The organism is Sinorhizobium sp. Y406, from assembly GCF_058732025.1.
Map to the genome: position 1 here is coordinate 1,337,094 of NZ_CM178974.1, position 26,793 is coordinate 1,363,886.

A 26,793-nucleotide genomic window follows, 5' to 3' on the forward strand; every position below is an offset into this window, starting at 1 on the left:
CGATCACTCGACTGGTTCGTAGGGAACAGTGATGCTCGAGGTCCGCGCAAGCCAGCCGGGCACCGGCAGGCCCTTCGAGTTGAGAAAGTCGGGGTTGAAGAGCTTCGATTGATAGCGGTTGCCATAGTCGCACAGGATCGTCACGATCGTATGCCCGGGCCCGAGTTCCCGCGCCAGCCGCACGGCGCCGGCAATGTTGATCCCGGTGGAACCGCCGACGCAGATGCCTTCCTCCTCGATCAGGTCGAAGACGTAGGGCACGGCTTCCGTATCGGGGATCTGGTAGGCGAAGTCCGGTGTGAATCCCTCGAGATTGGCGGTGATTCGGCCCTGGCCAATGCCTTCGGTAATCGAGCTGCCGCTCGCCTTCAGCTCGCCATGCGCATAATAGTTGTAAAGGGCGGCGCCTTCCGGATCGGCAATGCCGATCTTGACGTCGGGATTTCGGGCGCGCAGCCCCTCGGCCACCCCGGCGAGCGTGCCGCCGGAGCCGACGGCGCAGATGAAGCCGTCGATCTTGCCATCGGTGTCCCGCCAGATCTCCGGCGCGGTCGTGTCGACATGCGCCTGCCGGTTGGCGACGTTGTCGAACTGGTTCGCCCAGATGGCGCCGTTTGGCTCGGTGCTGGCGAGTTCCTCCGCCAGCCGCCCGGAAATCTTCACATAGTTGTTGGGGTTCTTGTAAGGCACCGCCGGGACCTCCACCAGTTCGGCGCCCATCAGGCGAAGCGCATCCTTCTTTTCCTCGCTCTGGGTCTCCGGGATGACGATGACCGTGCGATAGCCCAAGGCGCTTCCCACGACGGCAAGGCCGATGCCCGTATTGCCGGCCGTGCCTTCGACGATCACGCCGCCCGGCCGGAGCGTGCCGGCTCTCTCGGCGGCGCGGATGATCCAGAGGGCTGCCCGGTCCTTCACCGACTGTCCAGGATTGAGAAATTCCGCCTTGCCGAGGATGTTGCAGCCGGTGGCTTCGGAGACGGCCTTGAGCCGGATCAACGGCGTATTGCCGATTGCTTCAAGCACGGACGGAAGAACACGCATTTTAAGAAACCTCGCGCTGAACGGAACGTATGCCGAGCCTCAAGCCAAGCACTAACCAGGATTGACGGCAAGCCGATAAACATTTCGTGCGGGAATATCGGTCGCCGAAATGTTGGCGTCTTTTCCGCCTAGCCTGTTGAATAAACAAGAAATAGCGTTTCGAAGCTTTCTTGTCCCGGGCAAAAATCGTCTCCGCGGTCAAATGATGGGCGGGAAGCGGAGGTGCAGGCGGCATTGCCGTCGCAGCGGTCGGCCTTGGATGAAACGTCGGGCTTTGCGGGGAGAGGCAAAGTCCCAACGGATGCGAGGAGGAGATGACGACTGCTTTTACCGCCCGCCCAGAGCACGGTCTGGCATGGATAACCGGCGCGAGTTCGGGAATCGGGCGCGCCGTGGCCCTGCAACTCGTCGAGGAAGGCTATTGCGTCGTCGTCACGGCGCGCAGCCACGACAAGTTGGTCGCTCTGCAGCACGAAGCGACAGGGCCGGGGAAAATGATCGTCCTCGACGGGGACGTGACCCACCCCCATGACATGGAGCGGGTGATCACGGCGATCGAATACGAGCATGGACAGGTGGCGCTCGCGATCCTCAATGCGGGCGTCGCAATCCCCGTGCATGGTGACGATCTGCATCACGATGCCTTCGACAGGAGTTTCGCCGTCAACCTCCAGGGCGTTGTCAATTGCCTTGTGCCGCTCGTCGAACATATGAAAGCGAAGGGGCAGGGGCAGATCGCCATCGTCTCCTCCGTTGCGGGCTATGGCGGCCTGCCCATGAACGCCGCCTACGGTGCGACCAAGGCAGCTCTCATCAACATGGCCGAGAGCCTTAAATTCGATCTCGACCAAATCGGCATACGCCTGCAAGTGATCTGTCCGGGATTCGTCGATACACGCGGCGCCGTAAAGGGCGATTTCCCGCGACCCGCACTCGTCAGCGCCGAGACGGCGGCGGCGCGGATTTCGCAAGGGCTGAAGTCCGGACGCTTCGAGATCACCTTCCCGAAACGCTTCACCTATCTCGTCAAGCTGCTCAAGTTTCTGCCCTATGGGGTCTATTTTCCGGTTCTCCGCTGGCTGATGCCGTGGCGGGCACCGCGCAACACGGCGCCCAAGCACAAGGAGTCCCGTTCAAAGGGACGGCCGCGTCAGGCGGTGTGAAGCACCAGCACCGCACCGAAGATCAGGCAGAGACCGATCCACCCGATCGGCTTCAATCTCTGGCCAAAGAGAAGGCGGCCCGAGATCGCCGTTCCAAATATGCCGGTAGCGCCCAGCACGGCATAGGCGATCGCCAATTCCATGCCTTTGACGGCCTCCGCGAGCAGCGCAAAGGCGGCGAGCACGAGGGCAATCGAAAGCACACCCCAGCCGCGGTGACTAAAGCCGTTCGATCTCGAGGAGGCGAGGTTGGCAGCCACGTCGAAAAGGCCGGCCAGCACGGCGAAGGCGAAGGAGGAGAAGGAAAAGACTGGCATGCTCATGCCGCGCTTTCCTCGTCCTGCACCTTGCCGGCATTGACGAGAAGGATACCGGACACGGCCATGGAGAGGCCGAGCATCTCGCGACCGGTCAGCACGTGATCGAAGACCATGACCGAGACGAGCGTGATCAGCGCGACGCCCGAGCCTTCCCAGATCGCGTAGGCGACCCCGACGGGAATCGTCTTCACCGCCATAGCAAGAAACACGTAGGAGAGCGCGATCGAGCCATACATGACCGCATGGCCGACATAGGCGCCCCCGGCGGCCTTCATGGCGGTGAGGCCGGCGATTTCGGTGCCAATGGCGAGAATCAGGAAAAACCACGCGAAGCGCATCCGGAACCTCTGATGGACCTGCGGCGCCGTGCGTTTTTCAGGGCACACAGAGGACGCTGTAAATCATTGGATCTGCGCATCGATTTTCGGCCGATGCGCTAGCAAACGAAAAGAGCCACTCCGGCCTTCGCCGCGAATGGCTCTTCGAAACTGGCTCCCCGGGCCGGATTCGAACCGGCGACCTATCGATTAACAGTCGAGTGCTCTACCGCTGAGCTACCAGGGATCATCTGCGCCGCAGAAGTGAGGCTGCTAATACAAATGCTTTTTCGATTTGCCAAGCGATTTTTCAAAAAAAATTGAAAGCGCCGCTTGCTCGGCTGTGGAGAAAGCACCAATTCTGGGAAAGTCGCAGGAAGGAAGCAATGGCGAAGAAGAAGCATTTCGGTATCGATCCGAAAACGCGGGAAATCATTCTCGGTACATGGCGCGTCGGCCTGCCCGACTCGCCGGCCCTCAGGGTGACAATTGGGCTTCTGCTCATTGCTGGCGGTGTTCTCGGCTTCCTGCCGGTCCTCGGCTTCTGGATGATACCGCTCGGGCTGCTGGTGCTGTCGCACGACATACCGGTTGTGCGTCGCGCACGCCGACGACTCGCCGTGTGGTGGGCCCGCTGGCGCGGCAACACCGAGAAAACGTCGGGGAAGTAGAATTGCGATCTCGGGCTAGCTGGCCCGTGAAACGTTGAGTGCGTCCGGAACGCCCTCGACCGCGTGAAGTCTGCGCTTCGGCCGTAGATACGGCTCTAGGACCGTGTGGACGTGCCCCTCGTTGGGCAGCGCCGCCGGATCGTTCAAGGTTCTGGCGAGTTTGAGAAACAGCTTCTCACGCATTTGCCGCAGTCTGAAGCCGTTGGCCCTGCGGCTGAGAGCGAAAATGCGCAACGGGCTTTTTTCACCGGTCCCGTCGATGCACATCAGTTCCTCAAAACAGCGACGGTCCGTCACTACGAAGTTGCCGGCATTGCAATCCATCAGCACGATGTGAAGCCGGCGACAGCGCTCGAAAAGTTCGTCAATCATCGCCAGGTGCCTGGCCGTCAACCGCCCCGCCAGCGCCAGGTCGCGCAAGGTTGGGGCCAACTGTCCGTTTGCCATAGTGATCTTCTCGACCACGAGACCGAGGCCGTGTTCGGTCTGAACGAAGCCCAGCACTCCGGGGATGGGGAGATCGGCTGTGTCGGACAGGGTGAACTTTCGGGCCTGTTCGATAAACTCGTCGACTTCGCGTCGAAATGTCCGGTAGGCACCGAACCGCTTGAAGCGATCGATGAAGCGCAGCATCCGCGTCGATTGGCGCTCGCCGCTGTTGCCCCTGATTCTGAGAACCTTGACCAGAATATTCGGGTAGAGGTCATGCTCGAAAACACACCGCTGGTGCCCGCCTGCACATTGGTGCCAGTCGGAAAGGGAGATCTTGCCGTCGAACATGTCCTCGCCCATTAAGTGTGAAAGTTTTGTGACAAAACAGGGCCGGTTGAGGAAAATCAAGGAAAATCCTACCTTATGGGTGAGTTTATTGCGATCGAACTGGGAGGCTGGGCATTCCAGTGTCCAACCTCCTTTTACGATGGGCCGAGACGAGGGGTGCGTTTTTCGGAAATTGCCTCTTGCGGTTCATCTCGAATGATTCTAAACGCTCGCCACGACTTGATATTTCTTGTCGATGAGGCCTCGTGGCGGAGTGGTGACGCAGAGGACTGCAAATCCTTGTACCCCGGTTCAATTCCGGGCGAGGCCTCCAAATTCCCCTGATGATCCGGCTGGTGGCACCGATGTGCGCCGGCAAATTTCTTGGCAAGTGATCTTCAGCCGCTGCGGCAACGGCCGCTTGCCTGCAGAATGTCGATTCCGGCCTGACCGGGCCGCCGCTTCACCACCGCCTGATCGTCGGAGCGCGTTGGTCAGGCGGAATCGCCCGCCGCATGGTCAAGCGATACCGCGAGCGTGGCCGCGAGAACGGTGTGCACGCAATCCGATCCAGCAAGACTCCATAGGCAGCGCTTTGGAGGAACTTTCATCGGACCCATGGATCGCGTCGAGATCGCAACAAGGAGGAGAGTCCATGGGCAAACCCAGGACCGCAGATCCGACCGGCCAAGCCATGCCGTCTCCCACATGAAAGCCGAACCCGAGGGAGATTGAGCTGGGCCCGAAACCGATACGATAACCGGGGAGAATACCCGTGGCGCCGACCGTCCACCTGCGGACGGCTCTACGCCCATGCGGGGATGCGGGGAGGCAGCCAGACGAAAGTACTCGGCGCTGGTCGGCCGCAACGTCCAGCGGAACGTCTACCGCCCAAGGCTTCGGACGATAACTGTTGCCCACTCGATCACGCACTGTGCGCTAATACCCATGCATCGGCCAAACGAAACGGCTCCGATCACCGGGGCGATGGGCTAGTGATACCGCCGTATCAGCCCGACCAGTTTGCCCTGGATTTTCACCCGGTCCGGTCCGAATATCCGGGTCTCATAGGCCGGGTTCGCCGCTTCGAGCGCAATCGACGCACCCTTCCGGCGGAATCGCTTCAGGGTCGCTTCTTCGTCATCGATCAGTGCCACGACGATATCGCCCGGACTGGCCGTGCTCGCGTTGCGGATGATCACGGTGTCGCCATCGAGGATGCCGGCCTCGATCATCGAATCGCCCTTGATTTCCAGTGCGTAATGTTCACCGTTGCCGATCATGTCGAGCGGAACGGAAACCTCGTGCGTATTGTTCTGGATCGCAGAAATTGGGACGCCGGCGGCGATGCGCCCCATCACGGGAACCGCAATCGAGGACGTCTCTGCGGGTGGCGCCTCGACCCTGGGCGCGGCAGATGGCTTGCCCAGGCTGCCCTCGATGACGCTCGGCGAAAAGCCGCGCCTTGGCTGCGCCGGTGTCGTATAGGCTTCCGGCAGCTTGATGACTTCAAGTGCGCGTGCCCGATTGGGAAGCCGGCGAATGAAGCCCCGCTCCTCGAGCGCAGTGATCAACCGGTGGATGCCCGACTTCGACGCAAGATCGAGCGCGTCTTTCATTTCATCGAAGGACGGCGGGACTCCCGACTCTTTCATTCGTTCATGAATGAAGAGAAGCAATTCCTGTTGCTTGCGGGTCAGCATGGCGCGTCACTCCAGAATCGCGAAACAAATCAAGAACAGACACTATCCGTTCCATTTGTGTTCCGCAAGTGCCTAACATTCCGTGAATATTGCCATGCTGAATTGGGCGGCGTCGCTTTGCCGGGGCCGACAAGCCATTGGGCTGTCGGGCGATGGAGCGTTGATGTGGCGCCCGATCAATAGGCGAGGCGCAGACCCCCGGGACTGAGAACGTCGAAGTCAGGCTCAGGGTAGGGGCCGTACCACTGCGCGTAGGTCGTGTTGCCCGTAGCGCCGGTGGTGGCGCATCCCCAAAGTGACAGGAGCGCCAATGCTGCAACCGCCATCAGAGTTTTAGAGGACATGATTTTCTCCACTCGCGGGAGTTGCCGACACGAAAAGATGCAGACCCCAACTGTCCCTCAATTCGCCAGCGATGGCAAGGAAACCTTGGTGGCCGAAACCAGCATTTTGTGTTCCCGGTAAACGACTTGGCGCAATGCGCCTCGGCGAAGAAACCTGCCGCCGCCGCCGGGCAGATCGGGCATCACGGCTCCGGGCTGGACAAAGAGAAGAATGGTGGAGTCGAAGGGAGTCGAACCCTCGACCTCCGCAGTGCGATTGCGGCGCTCTCCCAACTGAGCTACGACCCCGGCAGGCCTGGACTATATAGAAGAATTCCACGGCGCGCGCCAGCCCGCTCGGCTGAATTGGCCGAACGTGCTCGAGACGTCGGCAGACAGTCGAGTCCGAATGGGAGCAGGTGCCGGGTCGGACAAAGTTCACGCTGGCGGATGGGGTGGGATTCGAACCCACGGACGGTTGCCCGTCGCCGGTTTTCAAGACCGGTGCCTTAAACCGCTCGGCCACCCATCCGGGCAGCGCGTTATTGCGCGAAGTGCGGTTCGTTGCAAGATTTAAGCTCGCCGCCCGCACGAATTTCTTCGGCCTCTGCCGCTTGGTACTGCGCATCTCCGTCGGTCTGGTGTTTACGTTTTGTAAACCATAACGAGAAAAACCCGGCGCGATCTCGCCTTGAAATTCGTATTTTTGCCTTGTTGTTGTCATCATTACACGATTGTCCCTTTCCGGGACGTCGAAAGATCCGCGGGGGTGAAATGCGGATCGTTCGGGCACGAATTTTGCGAATGACCTTGGGGACAGATGATATCTCGTAGAAAAGCGGCATGCCTTGCGAGGGGATTGCGCCTCGCTGCAATTCCACTGCTTTGCGCAGCACTAGCGGCCTGCGGTTCGACGTCCAGCGTCAAGAAGAGCAAGTCGAGAAGCAAGGAATATTTCGCCGAATCGGTCTACGGGGTCAAAGCAAGTCCGCGAGTGGCCAACGGGCGCAACATTCCGAAGGGCGGCGGGCGATTCCAGGTCGGCAATGCCTATCAGGTCAAGGGCAAGTGGTATCAGCCGAAGGAGGAGCCGGGCTACAACAAGACCGGCATGGCCTCCTGGTACGGCTCGGCCTTTCATGGTCGGCTGACGGCGAATGGCGAGGTCTACGACAAGTATCACCTCTCCGCGGCGCATCCCACGTTCCCTTTGCCGAGCTATGCTCGCGTGACCAATCTCGAGAACGGCAGCTCCGTCATTGTGCGTGTGAACGATCGCGGGCCCTATGAATTCGGCCGGATCATCGATGTCTCCTCGAAGACCGCCGACCTGCTCGATATCAAGCGCAAGGGAAGTGCCCAGGTACGCGTGCAATATGTCGGCCGAGCCCCGCTCGAGGGCAACGACATGCCTTATCTTATGGCGTCTTACGTTACCAAGGGCGATCGCGGCCCTCGCATCGCGCCGGAAGGGCAGATCGCGACGGGGGTCATGGTGGCTTCGAACGAACCGCTGCGCGATCAGGCACAGGACCTTGGGACTCTGACGATTCCGGCGAAATCGACGCTTGGCGCAACGAGGTCGTTGAATGCGCTCACGGCGCCGCCTGCAGCGTCGCCGGCATCGGCCGCGCTTGCCGAGTTCATGATGCTGCCGGAGATCGGGCCGGTTCCCTCCGAGCGCCCGGAATGGATCCCGTTGCCGGATGGCAACATGGCCTATGCCGCCGCCTATGTCGAAGTCCGGGTCAGTGACAGGGCTTCGCCATTCGAACTGATCATGGCCGATCCGGACCCGCTGACGTCCGACTCCATTCGGGCCTACGCAAAGCGGCAGAACCGGGGCGTTCTGGCCGATTGACGCCGGTTGAATAGGTCTGGCGGCGCTGCTATGCCCGTGAAGAAACCGGAGTTTCTCATGCGCATTGTGTGGCTGGCGATCGTGGGTGTCCTTGCAGCGGTCGTCGCAGGTGATGCGGAGGCACAGGCGCCTGCCTTCGACACCAAGGCGAAACAGATCTATCTCGTCGATGCGGAGACCGGGAGCGTGCTCTTTGCGCGCGGCGAGAACGAGCCCGTGCCACCGGCGTCGCTTGCAAAGCTCATGACGATGGAACTGGTCTTCGAGGCCCTCGACAAGGGGGAACTGACGCCGCACGCGACCTTCGAAGTTTCGGAACACGCCTGGCGCACGGGCGGAGCGCCATCCGGCACCGCGACCATGTTTGCCGCGATCAAGTCGAAGGTCGCGGTCGCGGATCTCATGCAAGGTGCGATTGTACAGCTGGCGAACGACGCCTGCCTTGTTCTGGCCGAGGGAATGGCGGGCAGCGAGACGGCCTTTGCCGAACGGATGACGGAGCGGGCTCGCGAACTCGGCATGCCGGTCGCGACATTCAAGAACGCGACCGGACTGCCGGACCCCGGAAACAAGATGACCATGCGCGAACTCGTCACGCTTTCGCGGCATTTGCACGAGGCGCATCCGCATTATTACCGCCTCTATTCCCAGCCGGATTTCGAGTGGAACAAGATCTTCCAGCGCAACAAGAATCCGCTGATCGCCGCCAATGTCGGCGTCGACGGGCTGGCGACGGGATTTGCGGAAGGCTTCGGCTTCTCGGTCGCCGCTTCGATGCAGCGCGGCGAGCGCCGTGTCTATCTCGCAATGGGCGGTCTTGAGAGCGATAAGGAGAGGACCGAGGAGAGCCGCCGCGTCCTCGAATGGGCAATGACGAACTTCGAGAAGCGGCGGATTTTTGCCGGTGGCGAAACGATCGGTGAAGCGAGCGTCTATGGCGGGGCGGCATCCCACGTCGCGCTTGTCGCCGGCGGACCCGTGGACGTGTTGCTGCCGGTCAACAATCCGGAGCGGCTGACCGCCCGCATCGTCTACCGGTGGCCTCTCAGCGCGCCGGTGGCCGCAGGACAGGAGGTCGGCGTCGTCAAGCTCTGGAACGGAGAAGAGCTCGTCAAGGAAGTTCCAGTCCGCACAGCCGATGCCGTCGAGCCGGGCACGCTGACGAGCCGTGCGCTTGACGCCTTGCAGGAACTTCTCTTTTTCTGGCTGTGACAATTGCACGCCGTGACGGTTTCTTCCGGCAGACCAATCGGCTAAACAGAGGGCAGGAATACGCCGATCTGGAAGAGCATGTGTCGCTGACAAAGGGTTTGTTCGTAACGTTCGAAGGCGGAGAAGGGGCGGGCAAGTCGACCCAGATGCGCCTGCTTGCCGATTCGCTCAGCGCGCGGGGTTATGCCGTGCTGACGACGCGGGAACCCGGCGGGTCCGCCGGTGCAGAGGCGGTTCGCCACGTGCTTCTTTCGGGGGCGGCGGAGTCCTTTGGCGTGCGTATGGAGGCGATCCTCTTCGCCGCCGCGCGTAGCGACCATGTCGAGCAGGTGATCCGGCCGGCGCTCGGAAGGAGGACGATCGTCCTTTGCGACCGGTTCATGGATTCCTCGCGCGTCTATCAGGGGATTACCGGCAATCTCGAGGCGAGCTTCATCGAGACACTGCAGCGCGTCGCCGTCAATGGCGTCGTTCCCGATCTCACGATCATCTTCGACCTCCCGGCCATTGTAGGCCTCGAGCGCGCGCGTCGCCGCGCCGCCGATCAAGGGCCGGACCGCTTCGAAAAGGAGCAGTTGGAAACGCATGAGAAGCGGCGCGAAGCCTTTCTCGATATTGCCGAGACCGATCCGGAGCGCTGCCGGGTCGTGGACGCGACGCGCCCGCCGGAGGTGATCGCTGCAGACGTGCTGGACCTTGTGGCGGCGCTGCTGCCGAGCGAGGACGCGGCGCGCGCATCCGCGGCGGAAGTGGCCACATGACAGCAGAACGCCCAGGGGTGCTGGACGGGGCGATCGCGCCGGCCGAAAACAGCAGGCTCTTCGGCCATGGTGAGGCCGAAGTCTTCCTCGCGCAGAGCTACAAGTCCGGCAAGGGGCATCACGCGGTCCTCATCGAAGGGCCGGAGGGCATCGGCAAGGCGACGCTCGCCTTTCGCTTCGCCAAACACGTGCTTTGCCATCCGGAGCCGACGGAGGCGCCCGACCGGCTCGGCGACCCGGATCCCGGTTCGATCGTCAGCCGTCAGCTTGCCTCCGGCGCCTCCCACAACCTCCTGCATCTGACGCGTCCGGTCGATGAGAAGAGCGGGAGGGTCAAGGGTGCGATCACGGTTGACGAAGTGCGCCGCGCCGGAAAGTTCTTCGGCCAGACGTCGGGGACGGGAAACTGGCGGATCGTCATCATCGACCCGGCCGACGACCTCAACCGCAACGCGGCCAATGCCATCCTGAAGATACTGGAGGAGCCGCCGCGCCGATCGCTGTTTCTTGTCTTGACGCACGCGCCGGGGAAACTCCTGCCGACGATCCGCTCCCGTTGCCTGCCGCTGCGGCTGAAGCCGCTCGATGCGGGGGCCATGCGCCAAGCACTCGCGCACCTCGGGTTCGACATGGGTGGGGGCAATGCCGATCAGATCCTTGCAGCGGCGGGCGGCAGCGTTGCCGAGGCGCTGAAGCTGATCAACTATGGCGGCCTCGAGATCGCCGCTGCCTTCGACGACGTGATCGCAGGGCAGGGACCTGCGGTGCGCAAGCAAATGCACAAGCTCGCCGACATTCTCTCGGCAAAAGACAGCGAAACGATCTTCGATTTCTTCGCCTCGCTCCTTCAAAGCCGTGTCATGCAACTGGCACGTGAGGCGGCTTTGGCCGGCGACATCGGGCGAGCGGAACGCTTCGCACATCTTTCCAGCAGCTTCGCCGAGCGCCTCGCGATCAGCGAAGGCTATAATCTCGACCGCAAGCAGACAGTCCTGTCGCTTCTGGACGATCTGAAGGACCGCGTATAGCGCAGGGGCGAACTTCCACTTCCGCTCGATCGCGGTGGCGGGATCGATTTCATACCGGTGAGCGAAGAACATGACGTGGCCATGTCAATTCCGCTCCCGGTCGTCCGCTGGCCTTCCGTGGCGTCCGCTTTTTCTCGCCGCGGCGGTTCCCTACCTAAAGGCGATGCGCTAATAGCAGCGCTAACTCCAGATCCGAGATATCGAAGCCGACAATGAGAGATACGTCCCCCTTCTACATCACCACCGCGATTTCCTATCCGAACGGCAAGCCGCATATCGGCCACGCCTACGAATTGATCGCGACGGATGCGCTTGCCCGGTTTCAGCGGCTCGACGGGCGCGAGGTGTTCTTCCTGACTGGCACGGACGAACACGGCCAGAAGATGCAGCAGACGGCAAAGAAGGAAGACGTTTCGCCGCAGGAACTGGCCGATCGCAACTCGGCCGAGTTCCAGAACATGGCGCGTCTTCTCAACGCGTCGAACGACGACTTCATCCGCACGACCGAAAAGCGGCATCACGAGGCGTCGCAGGCGATCTGGACCCGGATGAGCGAGGCCGGCGACATCTATAAGGATTCCTATGCCGGCTGGTACTCGGTTCGCGACGAGGCCTATTACCAGGAGAATGAAACGGAGTTGCGCGCCGACGGGATTCGCTACGGTCCCCAGGGAACACCGGTCGAGTGGGTGGAGGAGGAGAGCTACTTTTTCCGCCTCTCCGCCTATCAGGAAAAGCTCCTGAAGCACTACGACGACAATCCGGATTTCATCGGCCCGGCGGAGCGGCGCAACGAGGTCGTCTCCTTCGTCAAGTCGGGTCTCAAGGACCTTTCGGTCTCGCGCACAACCTTCGACTGGGGCATCAAAGTGCCGAGCGATCCGGCCCATGTCATGTATGTCTGGGTGGATGCGCTGACCAACTATCTGACCGCCACTGGATACCTCACCGATCCGCAAGGCCCGCGGGCGAAATTCTGGCCGGCGAACATTCACGTCATCGGCAAGGACATCATCCGTTTCCACGCGGTCTACTGGCCGGCCTTCCTGATGTCCGCCGGTCTGCCGCTGCCGAAGCGGGTCTTTGCGCACGGCTTCCTGCTCAATAAGGGCGAGAAGATGTCGAAGTCGCTCGGCAATGTCGTCGATCCGTTCAACCTGGTCGAGCATTTCGGCCTTGATCAGATCCGCTACTTCTTCCTGCGCGAGGTGTCGTTCGGCCAGGACGGCAGCTACAGCGAAGAGGGGATCGCGACGCGGATTAACTCCGACCTTGCCAACGGCATCGGCAATCTCGCCAGCCGTTCGCTCTCGATGATCGTAAAGAACTGCGATGGCCGGATACCGGCCTGCGGGCCGCTGACAGAGGAAGACAAAGCCATGCTTGCGGCGGCCGATGCGCTTCTCGAGACGACGCGCGAGGAGATGGGCAAGCAGCTGATCCACCGAGCGCTCGCCGCCATCATCGCCGTCGTCTCCGAAACCGACCGCTATTTTGCCGGCCAGGAGCCCTGGGCGCTCAAGAAAACCGATCCGGAGCGCATGGCGACGGTGCTCTATGTGACGGCGGAGGTCGTGCGGCAGATTGCCATTTTGTTGCAGCCCTTCATGCCGGGATCGGCGGGCAAGCTGCTCGATCTCGTCGCCGTTCCAGCGGAAAAGCGGGATTTCACCAGCCTCGGCGAGGCCGGTCGGCTCGTGTCCGGAACGCCGCTGGAGGCGCCGAAGCCCGTCTTTCCGCGCTATGTAGCGCCGGAAGTGTAAGCGAGAGCGTATCAATGCTGATCGACACGCATTGCCATCTGGATTTTCCCGACTTCGAAACGGAACGCGATGCGATCATCGAACGCGCCCGCGAGGCCGGCGTTACCCAGATGGTGACGATCTCGACGCGCGTGAAGCGCTTCGAGACGATCCTTGCGATTGCCGAAAAATATCCGAACGTCTTCTGTTCCGTGGGCACCCATCCGCACAATGCCGACGAAGAGCTCGATATCATGGCCGACGATCTCGTTCGCCTTTCGCAACATCCGAAGGTGGTGGCGATCGGCGAGGCAGGGCTCGATTATTTCTACGACAATGCTCCGCGCGAGGCGCAGGCCGAGGGCCTGCGGCGGCACATCGAGGCAGCGCGCGAAACCGGGCTGCCGCTCGTCATCCACAGCCGTTCGGCAGACGATGACATGGCGGCAATCCTGACGGAAGAAACGGGGAAGGGCGCTTTCCCCTTCCTCCTCCATTGTTTTTCATCCGGTCCGGAACTGGCGCGTATCGGTATCGAACTTGGCGGCTACGTTTCCTTTTCGGGCATTCTGACCTTCCCGAAATCGCAGGAACTGAGGGACATCGCCAAGACCCTTCCGCGCAACCGGATGATCGTGGAGACGGATGCGCCCTATCTGGCGCCGAAACCGTTCCGCGGCAAGCGCAACGAGCCGGCCCATGTCGCGCATACTGCAGACGTTCTGGCCGAGACGATCGGCGTCAGTCGGGCTGAGATCGAGGACATCACCACCGAAAACGCGCTCCGGATCTTCTCGAAGATGCCGAGGCTGTGACATGGCGTTCCGGCGGGCGTTCACCATTCTAGGTTGCGGCTCATCGCCGGGCGTGCCGCGGATCACCGGGGACTGGGGCGCTTGCGATCCGTCGAACCCGCGCAACCGGCGCTTGCGGGCAGCACTACTGGTGGAGCAGTTTGCTCCCGACGGCGGCAAGACCACCGTCGTCATCGACACCGGGCCCGATTTCCGCACCCAGATGATTGCAGCCGATGTCCGCCACATCGATGCGGTGCTCTACACGCACGCTCACGCGGATCACTTGCACGGAATCGATGACCTGCGCGGCTTCGTCATCGAGAACCGGAAGCGCATACCGATCTGGGCGGACGCCTTGACGATGTCCCGGATCCGCGATGGCTTTCGCTATTGCCTGGAGTCGCCGCCAGGCAGCGGCTATCCGCCGATCGTCGAAGCGCGTGTCATCGAGGACGATTTGCCGCCCGTGACCGTTCACGGTGCTGGCGGTCCGGTCGCATTCCAGCCGCTGATGCAGTTTCACGGCAATATTCACTCGCTCGGCTTCCGCATCGGCGATTTTGCCTATTGCAGCGACGTCAGTGATTTTCCGGCGGAGACGGTCGAGAAGCTCCTGGGACTGGATCTCCTGGTGATCGACACGCTGCAGTACAAGTTCCACCCGAGCCATCTGTCGCTCGTGCAATCGCTCGGCTGGATAAACCGGCTTCAGCCGAAACGCGCCGTGCTCACGCACATGCACGTGCCGCTGGACTATGAGACGGTTTGCGACGAGACGCCGGATCACGTCGAGCCGGCCTACGACATGATGCGGCTGGAGTTCGAGGTGGCGATGCCAAGTGCCGAAGAGGCGTGACGTCGCAATCGAGCATTCGACTTGAAGGCATTGATTTAAAAGCGCATACAGCGGCGCCCGTGAGTTCCATAATCTATCTTATGCGATCATGTTGTGTAGCGGGGTACATTCTATTTCCAAGTGCGACATGCCAATAAAAACAAAGGCTTCGCCTTGGAGATTTTTGGATGTCGCTCTGCTATTCGCAGCTCACCCTTTCCGACCGCCGACGTTTGCATCAGCTCGTGGAACGCAAGGTTCCTGTCGGTGACATCGCCCGCCAACTCGGTCGGCATCGATCGACGATCTATCGTGAACTGAAGCGCAATACCTTTCATGATGCCGAGTTTCCGGAATACAGCGGCTACTACGGCGGCATCGCCAACGACATCTCCAAGGAGCGTCGGCGACGGCTGCGCAAGCTCAGCCGCCACCCGCAATTACGCGAACTGGTCATTGAGCAGCTGAAGGCACTTTGGTCGCCGGAGCAGATCGCCGGCCGCCTGCTTGCCGACGGTGTGAGCGCCCTGCGTGTCTGCACGGAAACGATCTACCGCTTCATTTATGGCAAGGAAGATTATCCGCTGCAGCTCTATCAGCATCTGCCGGAAGGCCGCCGCAAGCGCCGCCCGCGCCGCTCCCGCAAACCCCGCGACGGCTCGATCCCGTTGGACTGCAGGATCAGCCAACGCCCTGATTTCATTGCCGATCGCTCGCGGTTCGGCCACTGGGAGGGCGATCTCCTGATCTTCCGGCGCGACCGCGGTGAAGCCAATGTCACCTCGCTGGTCGAGCGCAAGAGCCGCTACACGGTGATGATCAAGAATGGCAGCCGCCACTCTCGGCCGCTTATCGACAAGATCGTCGATGCCTTCTCACCGCTGCCCGCCTTTGCCCGGCAGAGCTTCACCTTCGACCGCGGTACCGAGTTTCGCGGTTTCAAGGCTCTGGAAGATGGGCTCGGCGCCAGGAGCTGGTTCTGCGATCCAAATTCACCGTGGCAGAAAGGCGCAGTCGAGAACACCAACAAGCGCATCCGCCGCTTTGTGCCAAGCGATACGGACCTATCCGCCGTCAGCCAGCAACAGCTGGTCGCCCTTGCCCATCACATGAACTCGCTGCCCAGGAAGTGCCTCGGTTATCGAACACCGGCGGAGGTCTTCATGGCGCATTTGCGCGAAAGTAGCTGATGCCCTACCCTTCACACGGCATTGTTGCACTTGGATTAGATTCTCCAGTTCAAGGATGAAGTGCGACTTGCGATAGATACCAATGGGTTATCACGCGCAAGGAATGGTTCATGAGACGCACCTACTCCCAGATCGATATGGATGAACGTCGCAGGATCGCTCGCTGGCGAGCGGCCGGCCTCAGCGCCACCGTCATCGCCGAGAAGCTCGGACGGCATCGTTCGACGATTTTCCGCGAGCTCAGGCGCAATGCTTTTGAGGATCCGACGGTGCCGGATCTGAGCGGCTACTATTGCATCACCGCCAACGAGATGGCACGTGAGCGCAGAGCCAAGCTGCGCAAGCTCGCCCGGTTCTCGCATGTGCGCCAATCGGTGATCGAGCGGATCATGCATGGCTGGTCGCCACAGCAGATCGCCGGCCGCATGCGGCTGGAGCGCCATCCGATCTGCGTCAGTTACGAGACGATCTACAAGTTCGCCTATTCCGCAGACGGCCAGGCCATCAAGCTTTGGCGGCACCTGCCGGAGCGTCGTGCGAGGCGCAGGCCGAGGCATGCCCGACGGCGTCACGGTCGCCGCTTCAGCCCGGAACTTAACATCCTTCACCGTCCAGATACTGTCGCCGAGCGCAAGCAGTTCGGCCATTAGGAGTGCGATCTCATTCAGTTTCGCAAGAAGTTCGGCAAGGCCAATGGGACGTCACTGGTCGAGCGGGTCAGCCGCTTTGCGGTCTTCCTGCGCAACAACGACCGGCAATCGAAGCCGATCATGGACGGGCTGATTGAGGTGCTCCAACCGCTGCCCCAAGCCGCTCGACGCTCCATCACCTTTGACCGGGGCACTGAGTTCAGCGAATGGCCCTATCTGCAGGCTGGCATCGGAACGCAGACTTGGTTCTGCGACCCGCAGTCGCCCTGGCAGAAAGGCACGGTCGAGAACACCAATGGCCGGGTTCGCAAATGGCTTTCGAGAGAGATTGATCCCCTGTCGATCACCGACGGCGAGCTGAAGGACATCTGCGATCGGCTCAACTCGACTCCGCGGAAGTGCTTAGGCTACCGAACGCCGGCGGAAGTCTTCCGCAAGAAACTGCTCGCGCAAATGCGGCGTGTCGGCTAGCTTCACACGCACAAGTCGCTGTTCGGCATGAACTTACACGGCATTTTAGAGATGCGAAATATGAGCCAGTTAGAGATGCGACAGTCGTCGCCTCTTTGGCGACCAACCTCCTCAATCCAAAATGGCACTGTTCGTCCTCGCGCTATTTCCGCAATTCACGACGCCAAGAAACGGTTCCATCAGATTGCAAATGCTGGTCCTCGCAATCATCCTAAAATGCGTCGGCTTCGTCGTGAACGGGGATGATCCTGATTATGGCCCGGGCGAAAAGCAGTATGAAGCTCTCGTCGAAATTTGCTCGACTACCCAATTATCTCCTTGCTGCCGTATTTGCCGGACTGGCCTCTCGGCTCGTGTTCGGAGGGAGAGCCTAACCGGTACGCGGGATTCGCGGACTGCTCTGGGCCGAAAGTGCCGATTCTGGTTACCTATCCGGCTATTCAGTTAATTTCCCCCCGAGCGCGGATGATCTCAACCCGCTACACGTAGGTGTAGCAGCCCCTAAGCTGTAAGCCAGATGTCGTGTCGGCCGTCTCTGTTCGAACGTGCTGTGTCGTCGCCTTGGGGGGAGGCATTCTCGTGCCGACAGCAAATAGAATTGCGCTGGCGGCCGCAAACCCCGCAAAAAGAAGGAACATGCCAGGCCCTCCAAAAGCGCCAAGCATGACGCCGCCCAGGGTCGGGCCGACGAAATTGCCGACGGTTGAGAATGAGTGAGCCCCGAAATAGCTTCCCCTATTGCGGTCGCTCGATATACCGTCAACAAGCATGTATTCGGATGGGACGACCAGAATCTCACCGATCGTGAAGACAATCATCGAGATCGCCAAGCTCCAAAATGCCGTGGAGGTTAGAAAACCGATCTCACTCAGAAGGAACAGAACGCAGCCGATCACGAGGGCATCTAGGGCGCCTGCACGTTCAATGAATCGCCGCGCGAACGGATTGCCGATTAGAACGACTGCGCCGTTGATCGAAACGAGATATGCAAAAATCTCCACGCCGCCAGCTACATTGTCCGAAAGATAGGGAGCAAGCGTAGCCGACCATTGACCGTACACGGCAATTAGCAACATGCCGCCAGCGACAAAGAAGGCCAGACGCGGATCACGGATCGTCGCCTTGATGCTCTGAAACACCGGCACCGCCGACGCGGCGGCTTGGTGAACATCCCCTCGATGAAGGGGAACCTGCGAGAGATGCAGGGCAAACGCAAACATCGCATAGACGATGCCTGCAATGAGGAAAAGGGTCGTAGATGCAGCGCCTGCTGCGATTCCGATCAGCGGCCCAACGGCCCAACCGACATTTGACGCCGTGTAGCGCCAAGAGAAATACTTCAGACGTGCGTGTTCAGGGCATACGTCGCTCATCAGGGCGCGTGAAATCGGCTCATATATCGCGACGGCGACAGCAGCTACGATCTGAGCGAGGCAGAACGCAAGAACCGTTTCAGCTAACCCCATCCCAACCAGAGCGAAAGCCATAGAAAGGAGGGTAAGCGTCAGCACAGTTTTGCGCCCCACTCGGTCCGACAAGGATCCTGCGAAGGGGGCAGCAATCGCTCCCACCAAGGGACCTGCCCCCAACAGTGCGCCGATCATGGCGGGACCGAGCCCGAATGACTGCTGCAATTTGATGGCGAGGAACGAGAGAGTCATTGCACGCGCGATGGTCACAAGACCCGACCCAATTATGAGGAACAGCACATGTTTCAGCCGCTGTTCTTCGTACTCCATCGTCGCCCCCGATCTACTGCAACAATCCCGATTTCAATCGATCTCGCCTACCTAGCAAATCGCAGAATAGGGAGTTTGTGACCGTTACAATGACCAGTGTGGGCAGCGCAAGGCCGCCATTTCACGAGTTCGTCAGCCGACCATTCGGCTCGACGCGCGGGAATTTCGCCAGGAGCATCTGCCCGCCCTCCTCTACGTGGAGTGCCGGCGCATCGCCCGCCGGCGGACCCTACGCCCGAAGGCTGAAGCTCCTGCGCAAGGCGCTTGGGCTGATGCCCAGCTGTCGGTGAAACGTGGCGCTCAGATGCGCGTGCGAGGAAAAGCCCACTGCAAGTGCAACGGCGCTTAGATCTACGGCGCCGGCGGTGATCAGCGAACGGGCACGCGCGACACGGCGATCGACGATATAGGCATGAGGCGACCAACCGGTCGCCTGCTTGAAAGCCCGTGAGAAGAAACCCGCCGAAAGACCGAGCCCTTCAGCGAGCGCTTGTACCGTTAATTCTCCGTCGAGATTACCTTCGATGATTTCGTCGATCCGTCTCAGGCGCCGTGCGGTCATCCATTGCGGAGTGTCACTCGAAGGGGCACGACATCCCATCTGCAGGCAAAGCCGATCGACGAGAGCGATCATCTGCGCTTCGTAGCGCAACGGCTCGGCGAAGGGAGATGCGAGAAAGAGGCGTCTCAACTCATGCGCGGCCGCAACAGCGAGGGAATCGATGCGGTCGCTGAAAGCGAAGCCGCCTTCTTCCTCGAGATCGAAGCCGGTGAGGACGAGATATTCCCCGCCGGAGGCCGAACACGAGAAGACTTCGCAGCCTTTCGGCACATAGGCGAGCCCGTTCGGCCGCGCGCGAAAAGGCCGGATCCTGTCGCTGGCATAGGCATGTACGCCCTCCTGGCTCTCGAAGGCGAAGCCGAGGACCGGGCGCTCCGCCGTATAGCGCGCCTCATAGGGCCGGCGCGGCAAAAGCTCCGCCGACCAGCGGCCGACGGTCACGCGCCTTGCCGGCTCCGGCGTCAATGCCGTGGGTCCGCTCATGCTTACTCGTCCGCTCCTCAGGATCAATTTCCAATGGCCGCCGTTTTACGTCAGGAATCTGAAAGCGCCAAAACTTTCGGCATGTCAGTCATCCGGCATCCGTAAACGATGGAAGCAACGGGATGAAGCTGTTCGCACGGAAGGACATCGAAGAGGCGGCCGCGCTCGTCTACCGGCACATGCCGCCTACCCCGCAATATGTGTGGCCACAGCTCTGCGAGATGGCTGGCGCCACGGTCTGGATCAAGCACGAGAACCACACGCCCGTCGGCGCGTTCAAGGTCCGCGGTGGCATCACCTTCATGGATTGGCTCCGCCGCAGCCGGCCAGAAACCACTGGCATTGTCACCGCAACGCGCGGCAATCACGGACAGAGCCAAGCGCGTGCCGCCCGGACTGCCGGGCTTGAGGCGCAAATCATCGTTCCGCACGGCAATTCCGTCGAAAAGAATGCCGCCATGCGCGCCTGGGGCGGCAAGGTCATCGAGTTCGGCCGGGACTTTGACGAGGCGCGAAGCGAAGCGCGGCGGCTTGCGGCCGAGGCCGGATCTTTCCTGGTGCCGGCCTTCCATAAAGAGATCGTCCTCGGTGTCGCGACCTATGCGCTGGAACTCTTTACCGCGGCACCCGATCTCGATGCGGTCTACGTGCCGATCGGCTGCGGCTCGGGGATTTGCGGCGTCATTGCCGCACGCGAGACGCTGGGCCTAAAGACGGAGGTGATCGGCGTCGTCTCAACCCACGCGCCGGCTGCGAAACTGTCATTTGAAGCCGGACGGCCGATCCAGACCGAAACGGCGCTGACCTTCGCGGACGGCATGGCCGTTCGCGTCCCCGTGGAAGAGGCCTTCGCGATCTATGCGAAAGGCGCCTCCCGCATCGTCGCCGTCAGCGACGACGAAGTGGCGGAGGCGATGCGCCTCCTCTACCGCGCCACCCACAATGTCGCCGAGGGCGCGGGCGCGGCGCCGCTCGCCGCGCTGCTCAAGGAAGGTGCGGCCATGCGTGGCAGGAAAATCGGCCTCATCCTGAGCGGAGCGAATGTGGACGCCGACGTGTTTCAGAAGGTTTTGGCCGGGGAGACGCCCAGTGTCACGTGAAGCTTCGTCCCTTCTACGGCAAGCCCAGGCCCCGCTTCAGCGTCTTCAGGACGGCCCAATCCGCGCCTTCCAGGGCGCGGGACCGACTGGCTCCTCCAAACGATGCCCGCCGCCGGCCCCTCGCTCGTCACCGCCTCGGCCGGAAACTTCGGCCAAGGGCTCGCACATGCCGCCGCCAAACGGGGTCGCAAGGCGATCGTTTCTGCGGCGACGAATGCCAACCCGCTGAAGATTGCCGCCATGCAGCGCGTTGGAGCGGAAGTCATTCTTCACGGCGACGATTTCGACGCGGCCAAGGCCGAGGCGCGTCGGTTCGCCGAGACAAAGGGCTGTGCCTTCATCGAGGACGGGGCCCATCCTGCAATCGGGCAGTGGCCCGCCGCCGGCGATAGCAGTCAGTGGAAGCCCCTTCGCACATAGGACAAGCAGTCAAATCTATTGAGGACAGAATGATAATCTGGCGTGGATATGGTATTTTGGTAATCGTCCTGGCAGCTCTTGGACTGCTCGGGTCTCAATTCGTCGTCGAAGCCATTTTTGATGGCCCTCCCCCATCGGAATTTGTCCCGATCGGCCAAATGGCCGGTATGTGGTCGGGAGCCGCACTCGTAGCCCTTATGAACCTGGCGCTGGAGCGCGTCGACAAGCCGCGCACCGTAATCGACAAGGAAACGGGCAGCGAGCTCGTGCTCAAAGCCAAACACGATTTCTTCTTCATCCCGATGAAGTATTGGGCCTATCTGCTGATGCTGGTCGGCGTGGCCCGCTATTTCGCCGACTGACCCTGCGAGAAGGGGTGCAAGCCGCCCGGTCTATCGTTGGCATTTCACTCCGGCGCCAGGGCTCGTCTTTTCGACCGAGCCTCTTGACGAGAGGCCCCGCAAAATCGTGTCGATCCGACCTGAGGTCATCCAGGCACTGATCAGCACATTCCACAACGACGCACGCGTGTATCACTAGCCAAACCAAAGACAGAAACAATGCAATCTAAGCGACGAATATCATCACTCGCCCTCTCCGTATTTGTTGTTGCCTCCGCGACGCCGCTTTTCGCAGGAGAGCTGTTCCCGATAGATCACGGAAGATACGTCGAATCGCGACTTGGTTGCGGCGAAACAAAACGTTCGCTCCTATTTATCTATAACGGGCAAAACATTAAGGGCGAAAAGAGCAGCTGCACCGTGAGCAACGTTTCCTATTCTGGAAACATTTACGAGTTCGACGAGACCTGCTCATATTATCATCACTGGTGGAGCATCTTGCCGACAATTGTCACGGGATACAAAAGCAGGATGGAAATAGCAAACAAGAGGGAATTCCTGTTAAAACGCGAGAATGAAAGCCTTGAGATGACAGATCGATACAGGTGGTGCGCGTCGGAATAATCCTCGCACCGCTGGACGAAATTAACGTCGGCCTGCTGTTGGAAACATGCTCGCAAAGGAAGCGGCCGCCAAACGGCTTCGGCGGCGCTTTCATGAATGATGAGAAGGAGAGACATTTGCATAGAATACTGCGGCTTATCGCCCATGCCGCCGTTGTCACGGCGCTGTCATTGGGTGCGGCATCCGCCTCTGAAGTGCCCGCCAGAAAATCAGGGCTTTGGATCGTAAAATCCCAAGACAATCCCTTCGCGAACTGGAGCATGTGCGTCAACGACAAGAACAACACGTTCCTGAACAGCGATGTCTGGAGCAACTTCAAGAAAGAATGCAAGGTCAGATCGCTCACAAGAAGCGGGAACGGCTACTCGTTGATCTCTAATTGCAATTCCAGCCTCACCGGCGACGTCAGGCTTATTGTGGATTTCTCCGGCGACTTCAGAACGGCTTACACCTTCAAATCAACCACAGAAGCAAGGGGGCCAAGTCAGCAGGTCGATCGACAAACCATCACTGTCAGCGCCTCATTCGCAGGAGAATGCCCGGCGGGCATGAGGCCTGGGATGAAGCGAATGGAGCGGCAGTAACCCGCGTGGGCACGATGGGCAGCAATGGAGCACCGGACTGTGGCATGCTCCAACGCTGCCCTCTCGCAGCCGCCACAGGTAAGGTATCCCCTTGCTGCCCTTCAATCTGAAAACCTGCTATCCAAGCGGTGTCGGCCAGGAGGACGTCCTGGCGCAGCACATTCGCGCCGTCTTGGTCGTGCACCTGCCGCAGGGGCGACGTTCTCGCTCGCCCTTTCTGCTCTTCGCAGGATCGGCGCAACGATCGTGCCCATGCCGATGGATGAACACGGCCTCCTGCCGGATCCCCTGGAGACGGCCGCCGCGGTACCGAGTTTCGCGGTTCCAGGGCTCTGGATGACGGGATCGGCGCCAGGAACTGGTTCTGCGATCCAAATTCACCGTCGCAGAAAGGTGCCGTCAAGAACACCAACAAGCGCATCCGCCGCTTCCTGCCCAGCGACACAGATCTGGCGGCAGCAAGCCAGCATCAGCTCGTCGCCCCGCAAAGTTGAAGTGTCCTGTTTCTGCAAAGTAAGAATGTCACTCTCCCCGGTTTTGATGACCTGGGGAGATTGCGGATGGGATTGATTGCGATGAGCGAGCGTGATCTGCAGCGGATCGAGGTTTTGTCGAAGGTGATCGACGGCCGCATGACGATTGTCTCGGCGGCGCATGTGTTGTGCCAGGTGCGCCGGCTCTTGGAGCGGATCCGGACGGACGGCGCAGCATCGATCCGGCACAAGGCGATTTGGCCGACCGTCGAACAACCGGATCAGCGATGGTGTTCGGGATTATGTGGCGCTGGTTCGCGAGCGCTATGCCGACTTCGGTCCGACGCTGCCGTCGCGGTCGAAGCGCAAGGAGTCGGCGTTGCGCCGACTGTTCAAGAGCGATGGCCCGTCCCATTCACCTCGACAATGTCGCGCTGCTATTTGTGGTGGGCTAGCATGTGCGCGCAAGCTCAACTACCCGGGTCGAAACACGGTCTGCAACCTCCCGATCATGCGTTACCATGAGCACCGCAACGCGCCTCTCGCTGACGATTTCCAGCAGGAATGTCATCACCTCCTTCTGGCTGACCGGGTCCAGCCGCGAGGTCATCTCGTCGGCGAAGAGGAAGGCGGGATCGAGCAGCAGGGCACGCAACAGCGCAAAACGCTGCAATTCCCCGCCGGAAATCTGTCCCGGCAGACGATCGAGCAAGGCTCCCGGCAAGCGCAACCGGGCCAGCAATCGCTCGACATCGGTCCATTCCTTGCCATGCAGCCGCGTCAGATCCCGCAATCCCCTGCGGATCGTCTGAGACGGCGCGAACGCTGCAGGCGGGTCCTGGTAGAGTTTCTGGAAGCGTAGCGAGGAGAGGCCTGCCTTGCGCACGATCGAGCCCGCATCAGGATTGGTCAGGCCAAGCAGGATGTTGCCGACCGTCGTCTTGCCGCATCCGCTGGGGCCGGCGATCGAGACGATCTCGCCGGCAGCCACGGTGATGTCGAGGCCGGAAAACAGAACCCTGTCACCGTATCTCTTTTCCAGTCCGCAGCCCGCGACAACCAGCTTGTCCGATTTCATGCCCGGATGCCGCTCCCACTGTGATGGCTCGGCCGCCAGAAGTGCCTTGGTGTAGGCGTGCTCGGGGGCAGTCAGCAGCTTCTGGGTGGGCCCATATTCAACGAGCCGACCATCGAGCATGACGCCAATCGTTCCGCCGAGCGCTCTGGCCACGGCGACGTCGTGGGTGATGGTCAGGAGCAGGCGTCCCCTTTCCACTTCCTGTCTCAGGCGGTCCGTCACCGCGTCCCGGAGCGCCGCATCGAGCCCCTTGGTCGGTTCGTCGGCGATCAGCAGTTCGGCGTCCGTCGCATGCGCCATGGCAATGGCCGTCCGCTGCCCCATGCCGCCGGAAATCTGGAACGGGTAGAGCCCTTCTGCGGCAGAAAGAGCCACTTCGGAGAGGTTTTTCTTCGCAGCCATTGCGCTTTCGGCGGCCGCCCTGCCCTTCACGTAGCGATGAACCTCGGCAACTTGCGGGGCCACGCGCATGGTCGGATCCAGCGCCAGCCATGGTTCCTGCGGCAGCAGGCTGATGCTGCGGCCCCACCGACGGCGACGTTGGCTCGGCGTTTCCTTGAGAAGATCCGCTTCCCTGAACAGCACGCGCCCCGTCGCCCGCAGTTCCGGGGGCAGATTGCCCATGATCGCCTGCGCGACCAGCGACTTTCCGGAGCCGCTTTCGCCGAGAAGGGTCAAAGGCTGACCTCTGCCTAAGGCAAGCGTTACGTCCGAAACGATCGCACCCTCGGCTGAGTGGATGGACAGACCGGAAACCGAGAGGTCGGATGGGACCTGGATGTTCATGCGCGATCTCCCTGCGCGAGCAGTTGCAGTCCGAGAACCAGAAGGAAGATGAGCGTGGCGGGAAGCAGCACATGCATCGGAGCCTCGGCATAGTATGGCAGGAGTTCCACGATCATGCTGCCGAGTTCCGGCGTGGGTGGCTGGAGACCGACGCTGATCGCGCTCAGCGTCGATACCGCGATGATGGCGGTTGCCATGGCGAATGCGGAAAGCGTGGCGATCATCGGTCCGATGACCGGCAGGACATAATGGACGAAGATGTAGCGCGAGCCGAAACCGAGCATGCGCGCTGCTTCGATATGCGGTTGAGCCAACACCGTTCTCGTCGTCGTTTTCGTCACGCGGTAAAACTCCACCCACAGGGTCAGCGCCAGCCCGAGAAAGAGCGGCCCATAATTGCCGGGCGCAAAGGCGAGTAGCAGAAGCACGAGCATAAGGCCGGGCAAGGCCAGGACGACAGTCGCCACCAATTCAAGCAGGCGCTCCGTCCAGCCGCCTTTCCATGCGGCGAGAAGGCCGAGCAGAACGCCGGGTATGGCCGCAGCCAGCATGGTGAGAAAGGCCATGCCGAAGGAGAGGCGCGCGCCGTGGGCAAGCCGCGCGACGAGGCTGCGGCCGTAATGATCGGCGCCCAGCAGATAGTCGCCGCCGATCGGCGCAAGGCTCGCGCCGAAATCCTGGGCGGCCGGGTCGGACGGAATGACCACGGGGCCGACGATGGAAAAGCCGCCGAGCAGGATCAGCAGACCGGCGCCCGCCTGGCGCGCCGGCCCGATGGCCGCCTTCGGTCTCGTGAATAAGAAATTGTCGAAGGTGCTCATGCCGTTCTCCTCACGCGCGGATCGAGCCAGAGGGTGACAAGATCGACGGCCGCGCCAATGGCGACGAACATCAGTCCCATTATCAGTGCCGTCCCCTGCACCATCGGGATGTCGCGTTCGACGATCGCATGCACCAGCGCGTGGCCGATGCCCGGATAGGCGAAGAGCGATTCCACCACCACCACCCCTTCGATCAGATAGATCGCCTGCAATCCGAGATAGGAGACGACTGGAATGGCCGCATTCCTGAGCCCGTGCCGTCGCACGGCCACGAGCTCGGAGAGCCCCTTGTAGCGAGCGAAGGCAAAATAGGGCGCCCGGGCGACGGCCGCGACGGCGTTGCGGGTAACGCGGCTCGACATCGCCGCGAGCCCGAGCGCTAGCGTCAGCGCCGGCAACAGGATCTCCCGGGGGGACCCGAAGCCGGCCGGCGGCAGCCAGCCGAGCTGCCGGGAAAAGACCAGCATGAGGATGAGGCCCATCACGAAGGGCGGAATGGCGCGGAAGGTCACGGCGCCCATGAGGCAGACCCGATCTGCGACGCCACCCGGCTTGAGGCCCCCGAAAAGCCCTACGATCGGACCGATCAGCAGCGACAGCAGCAACGCTGCTGCCGCTAGCCAGACCGAAGCGCCGAGTTGCACCTGCAATTCATGGGCAACGGCGCGTCCGGTAACCAGCGAATGGCCGAGATCGAATCGCGCGAGGCTGCCCAGCCATTCGATGAACTGCATGGCGATCGGCCGTTCGAGGCCGAGTTCGAGACGCACCTTCTCGGCCGCCTCAGCGATCCGCGCGTCCGGTCCGTAGCGGCCGGCCGCGATGCGCATGGCAACGTCCCCCGGCAGCACGCGCATCAGGACGAAACACAAGGCTCCCACCACGATCGCACCGACAGCAGCCTGCAGAAGGCGAGCAAAAAAGAACTTCTTCAT

Annotated in this window: 25 protein-coding genes, 4 tRNA genes and 3 pseudogenes; 18 read left to right on the top strand and 14 right to left on the bottom strand. The window is 61.2% G+C overall.

What is annotated here, in order from left to right:
• Positions 1–3 precede the first annotated feature (3 nt).
• Complete coding sequence (locus AC4P1R_RS06450) at positions 4–1,044, bottom strand: cysteine synthase A (protein WP_151611210.1); 1,041 nt, start codon at positions 1,042–1,044, stop codon at positions 4–6.
• A 314-nt stretch (positions 1,045–1,358) separates the two neighbouring features.
• On the opposite strand from AC4P1R_RS06450, the gene AC4P1R_RS06455 reads away from it, so the two are divergent.
• Positions 1,359–2,207, top strand: a complete 849-nt coding sequence (locus AC4P1R_RS06455) for an SDR family NAD(P)-dependent oxidoreductase (protein ID WP_273360302.1) — start codon at positions 1,359–1,361, stop codon at positions 2,205–2,207.
• Here the strand turns inward: AC4P1R_RS06455 and AC4P1R_RS06460 are convergent.
• The 3 genes from AC4P1R_RS06460 to AC4P1R_RS06470 form a co-directional block, all read right to left on the bottom strand.
• The gene (locus AC4P1R_RS06460; RefSeq protein ID WP_151611955.1) at positions 2,195–2,524 is read right to left on the bottom strand and encodes an SMR family transporter; all 330 of its coding nucleotides are present in this window, start codon (positions 2,522–2,524) and stop codon (positions 2,195–2,197) included. The two genes, AC4P1R_RS06455 and AC4P1R_RS06460, sit on opposite strands and share 13 nt — an antisense overlap.
• Before the next feature lie 2 nt (positions 2,525–2,526).
• Positions 2,527–2,865 carry an SMR family transporter gene (locus AC4P1R_RS06465; protein WP_069456447.1) on the bottom strand — a complete coding sequence of 113 codons (339 nt, stop codon included), beginning with the start codon at positions 2,863–2,865 and terminating at the stop codon, positions 2,527–2,529.
• Positions 2,866–3,016: 151 nt separating this feature from the next.
• A tRNA-Asn gene (locus tag AC4P1R_RS06470) sits at positions 3,017–3,091 on the bottom strand.
• Positions 3,092–3,230: 139 nt separating this feature from the next.
• Here AC4P1R_RS06470 and AC4P1R_RS06475 point away from each other — a divergent pair.
• Positions 3,231–3,515, top strand: coding sequence for a hypothetical protein (locus tag AC4P1R_RS06475; RefSeq protein WP_069456446.1), 285 nt, complete (start codon positions 3,231–3,233; stop codon positions 3,513–3,515).
• Positions 3,516–3,530: 15 nt separating this feature from the next.
• Here AC4P1R_RS06475 and AC4P1R_RS06480 read toward each other — a convergent pair whose 3' ends face one another.
• A complete protein-coding gene (locus tag AC4P1R_RS06480; protein WP_492177489.1) occupies positions 3,531–4,355 on the bottom strand; it encodes a YrbL family protein in 825 nt (274 codons plus the stop codon).
• A 179-nt stretch (positions 4,356–4,534) separates the two neighbouring features.
• Between AC4P1R_RS06480 and AC4P1R_RS06485 the strand changes: the two genes are divergently transcribed.
• A tRNA-Cys gene (locus tag AC4P1R_RS06485) sits at positions 4,535–4,608 on the top strand.
• Between the two features lie 658 nt (positions 4,609–5,266).
• On the opposite strand, the gene lexA is transcribed toward AC4P1R_RS06485, so the two are convergent.
• The 4 genes from lexA to AC4P1R_RS06505 all read right to left on the bottom strand — a co-directional run bounded on the left by lexA (position 5,267) and on the right by AC4P1R_RS06505 (position 6,832).
• Positions 5,267–5,977, bottom strand: coding sequence for a transcriptional repressor LexA (gene lexA / locus AC4P1R_RS06490; RefSeq protein WP_069456445.1), 711 nt, complete (start codon positions 5,975–5,977; stop codon positions 5,267–5,269).
• 176 nt (positions 5,978–6,153) lie between these two features.
• Positions 6,154–6,321 (bottom strand): hypothetical protein, encoded by a 168-nt coding sequence (locus AC4P1R_RS06495; RefSeq protein WP_165614664.1) that lies wholly within the window; start codon positions 6,319–6,321, stop codon positions 6,154–6,156.
• Positions 6,322–6,533: 212 nt separating this feature from the next.
• Positions 6,534–6,609: transfer RNA gene (locus AC4P1R_RS06500), tRNA-Ala, on the bottom strand.
• Positions 6,610–6,744: 135 nt separating this feature from the next.
• A tRNA-Ser gene (locus tag AC4P1R_RS06505) sits at positions 6,745–6,832 on the bottom strand.
• A gap of 288 nt (positions 6,833–7,120) precedes the next feature.
• Between AC4P1R_RS06505 and AC4P1R_RS06510 the strand changes: the two genes are divergently transcribed.
• From AC4P1R_RS06510 to AC4P1R_RS06550, 9 genes and pseudogenes are all read left to right on the top strand, one after another.
• The gene (locus tag AC4P1R_RS06510; protein ID WP_069456444.1) at positions 7,121–8,161 is read left to right on the top strand and encodes a septal ring lytic transglycosylase RlpA family protein; all 1,041 of its coding nucleotides are present in this window, start codon (positions 7,121–7,123) and stop codon (positions 8,159–8,161) included.
• Positions 8,162–8,218: 57 nt separating this feature from the next.
• Positions 8,219–9,373, top strand: a complete 1,155-nt coding sequence (locus AC4P1R_RS06515; protein WP_069456450.1) for a D-alanyl-D-alanine carboxypeptidase family protein — start codon at positions 8,219–8,221, stop codon at positions 9,371–9,373.
• Positions 9,374–9,453: 80 nt separating this feature from the next.
• Complete coding sequence (gene tmk, locus AC4P1R_RS06520; protein WP_492177490.1) at positions 9,454–10,134, top strand: dTMP kinase; 681 nt, start codon at positions 9,454–9,456, stop codon at positions 10,132–10,134.
• Positions 10,131–11,162, top strand: a complete 1,032-nt coding sequence (locus tag AC4P1R_RS06525) for a DNA polymerase III subunit delta' (protein WP_069456443.1) — start codon at positions 10,131–10,133, stop codon at positions 11,160–11,162. Before tmk ends, AC4P1R_RS06525 begins: the two co-directional genes overlap by 4 nt.
• A gap of 212 nt (positions 11,163–11,374) precedes the next feature.
• Positions 11,375–12,925 (top strand): methionine--tRNA ligase, encoded by a 1,551-nt coding sequence (gene metG, locus AC4P1R_RS06530; RefSeq protein ID WP_069456442.1) that lies wholly within the window; start codon positions 11,375–11,377, stop codon positions 12,923–12,925.
• Positions 12,926–12,939: 14 nt separating this feature from the next.
• Complete coding sequence (locus tag AC4P1R_RS06535; RefSeq protein ID WP_492177491.1) at positions 12,940–13,719, top strand: TatD family hydrolase; 780 nt, start codon at positions 12,940–12,942, stop codon at positions 13,717–13,719.
• 1 nt (position 13,720) lies between these two features.
• Positions 13,721–14,557 carry an MBL fold metallo-hydrolase gene (locus tag AC4P1R_RS06540; RefSeq protein WP_069456440.1) on the top strand — a complete coding sequence of 279 codons (837 nt, stop codon included), beginning with the start codon at positions 13,721–13,723 and terminating at the stop codon, positions 14,555–14,557.
• Positions 14,558–14,724: 167 nt separating this feature from the next.
• Complete coding sequence (locus AC4P1R_RS06545; protein WP_492177492.1) at positions 14,725–15,726, top strand: IS30 family transposase; 1,002 nt, start codon at positions 14,725–14,727, stop codon at positions 15,724–15,726.
• A 110-nt stretch (positions 15,727–15,836) separates the two neighbouring features.
• Positions 15,837–16,847: pseudogene (locus AC4P1R_RS06550) on the top strand (IS30 family transposase).
• A 479-nt stretch (positions 16,848–17,326) separates the two neighbouring features.
• Here AC4P1R_RS06550 and AC4P1R_RS06555 read toward each other — a convergent pair.
• Entirely contained in the window at positions 17,327–18,586 is a 1,260-nt protein-coding gene (locus AC4P1R_RS06555; protein WP_492177493.1) for an MFS transporter, read from the bottom strand.
• A 229-nt stretch (positions 18,587–18,815) separates the two neighbouring features.
• Positions 18,816–19,631, bottom strand: a complete 816-nt coding sequence (locus AC4P1R_RS06560; RefSeq protein ID WP_492177494.1) for a helix-turn-helix domain-containing protein — start codon at positions 19,629–19,631, stop codon at positions 18,816–18,818.
• Positions 19,632–19,753: 122 nt separating this feature from the next.
• On the opposite strand from AC4P1R_RS06560, the gene AC4P1R_RS06565 reads away from it, so the two are divergent.
• The 6 genes and pseudogenes from AC4P1R_RS06565 to AC4P1R_RS06590 all read left to right on the top strand — a co-directional run.
• Entirely contained in the window at positions 19,754–20,731 is a 978-nt protein-coding gene (locus AC4P1R_RS06565) for a threonine dehydratase (protein WP_069457440.1), read from the top strand.
• 102 nt (positions 20,732–20,833) lie between these two features.
• Entirely contained in the window at positions 20,834–21,151 is a 318-nt protein-coding gene (locus tag AC4P1R_RS06570) for a pyridoxal-phosphate dependent enzyme (RefSeq protein WP_492177495.1), read from the top strand.
• 29 nt (positions 21,152–21,180) lie between these two features.
• A complete protein-coding gene (locus tag AC4P1R_RS06575) occupies positions 21,181–21,513 on the top strand; it encodes a hypothetical protein (RefSeq protein ID WP_492177496.1) in 333 nt (110 codons plus the stop codon).
• Between the two features lie 584 nt (positions 21,514–22,097).
• Positions 22,098–22,700, top strand: a complete 603-nt coding sequence (locus AC4P1R_RS06580; protein ID WP_069457438.1) for a DUF3617 domain-containing protein — start codon at positions 22,098–22,100, stop codon at positions 22,698–22,700.
• A 302-nt stretch (positions 22,701–23,002) separates the two neighbouring features.
• Positions 23,003–23,179 (top strand): annotated as a pseudogene (locus AC4P1R_RS06585) (IS30 family transposase); the annotation flags it as partial.
• Positions 23,180–23,260: 81 nt separating this feature from the next.
• A pseudogene (locus tag AC4P1R_RS06590) lies at positions 23,261–23,558 on the top strand (helix-turn-helix domain-containing protein); the annotation flags it as partial.
• A 66-nt stretch (positions 23,559–23,624) separates the two neighbouring features.
• On the opposite strand, the gene AC4P1R_RS06595 reads toward AC4P1R_RS06590, so the two are convergent.
• The 3 genes from AC4P1R_RS06595 to AC4P1R_RS06605 are packed head-to-tail and all read right to left on the bottom strand — an operon-like array spanning position 23,625 to position 26,793.
• Positions 23,625–25,037 carry an ABC transporter ATP-binding protein gene (locus tag AC4P1R_RS06595; RefSeq protein ID WP_492177497.1) on the bottom strand — a complete coding sequence of 471 codons (1,413 nt, stop codon included), beginning with the start codon at positions 25,035–25,037 and terminating at the stop codon, positions 23,625–23,627.
• Complete coding sequence (locus AC4P1R_RS06600; RefSeq protein WP_492177498.1) at positions 25,034–25,858, bottom strand: ABC transporter permease; 825 nt, start codon at positions 25,856–25,858, stop codon at positions 25,034–25,036. Before AC4P1R_RS06600 ends, AC4P1R_RS06595 begins: the two co-directional genes overlap by 4 nt.
• Complete coding sequence (locus tag AC4P1R_RS06605) at positions 25,855–26,793, bottom strand: ABC transporter permease (protein WP_492177499.1); 939 nt, start codon at positions 26,791–26,793, stop codon at positions 25,855–25,857. The genes AC4P1R_RS06600 and AC4P1R_RS06605 overlap by 4 nt, the downstream gene beginning before the upstream one ends.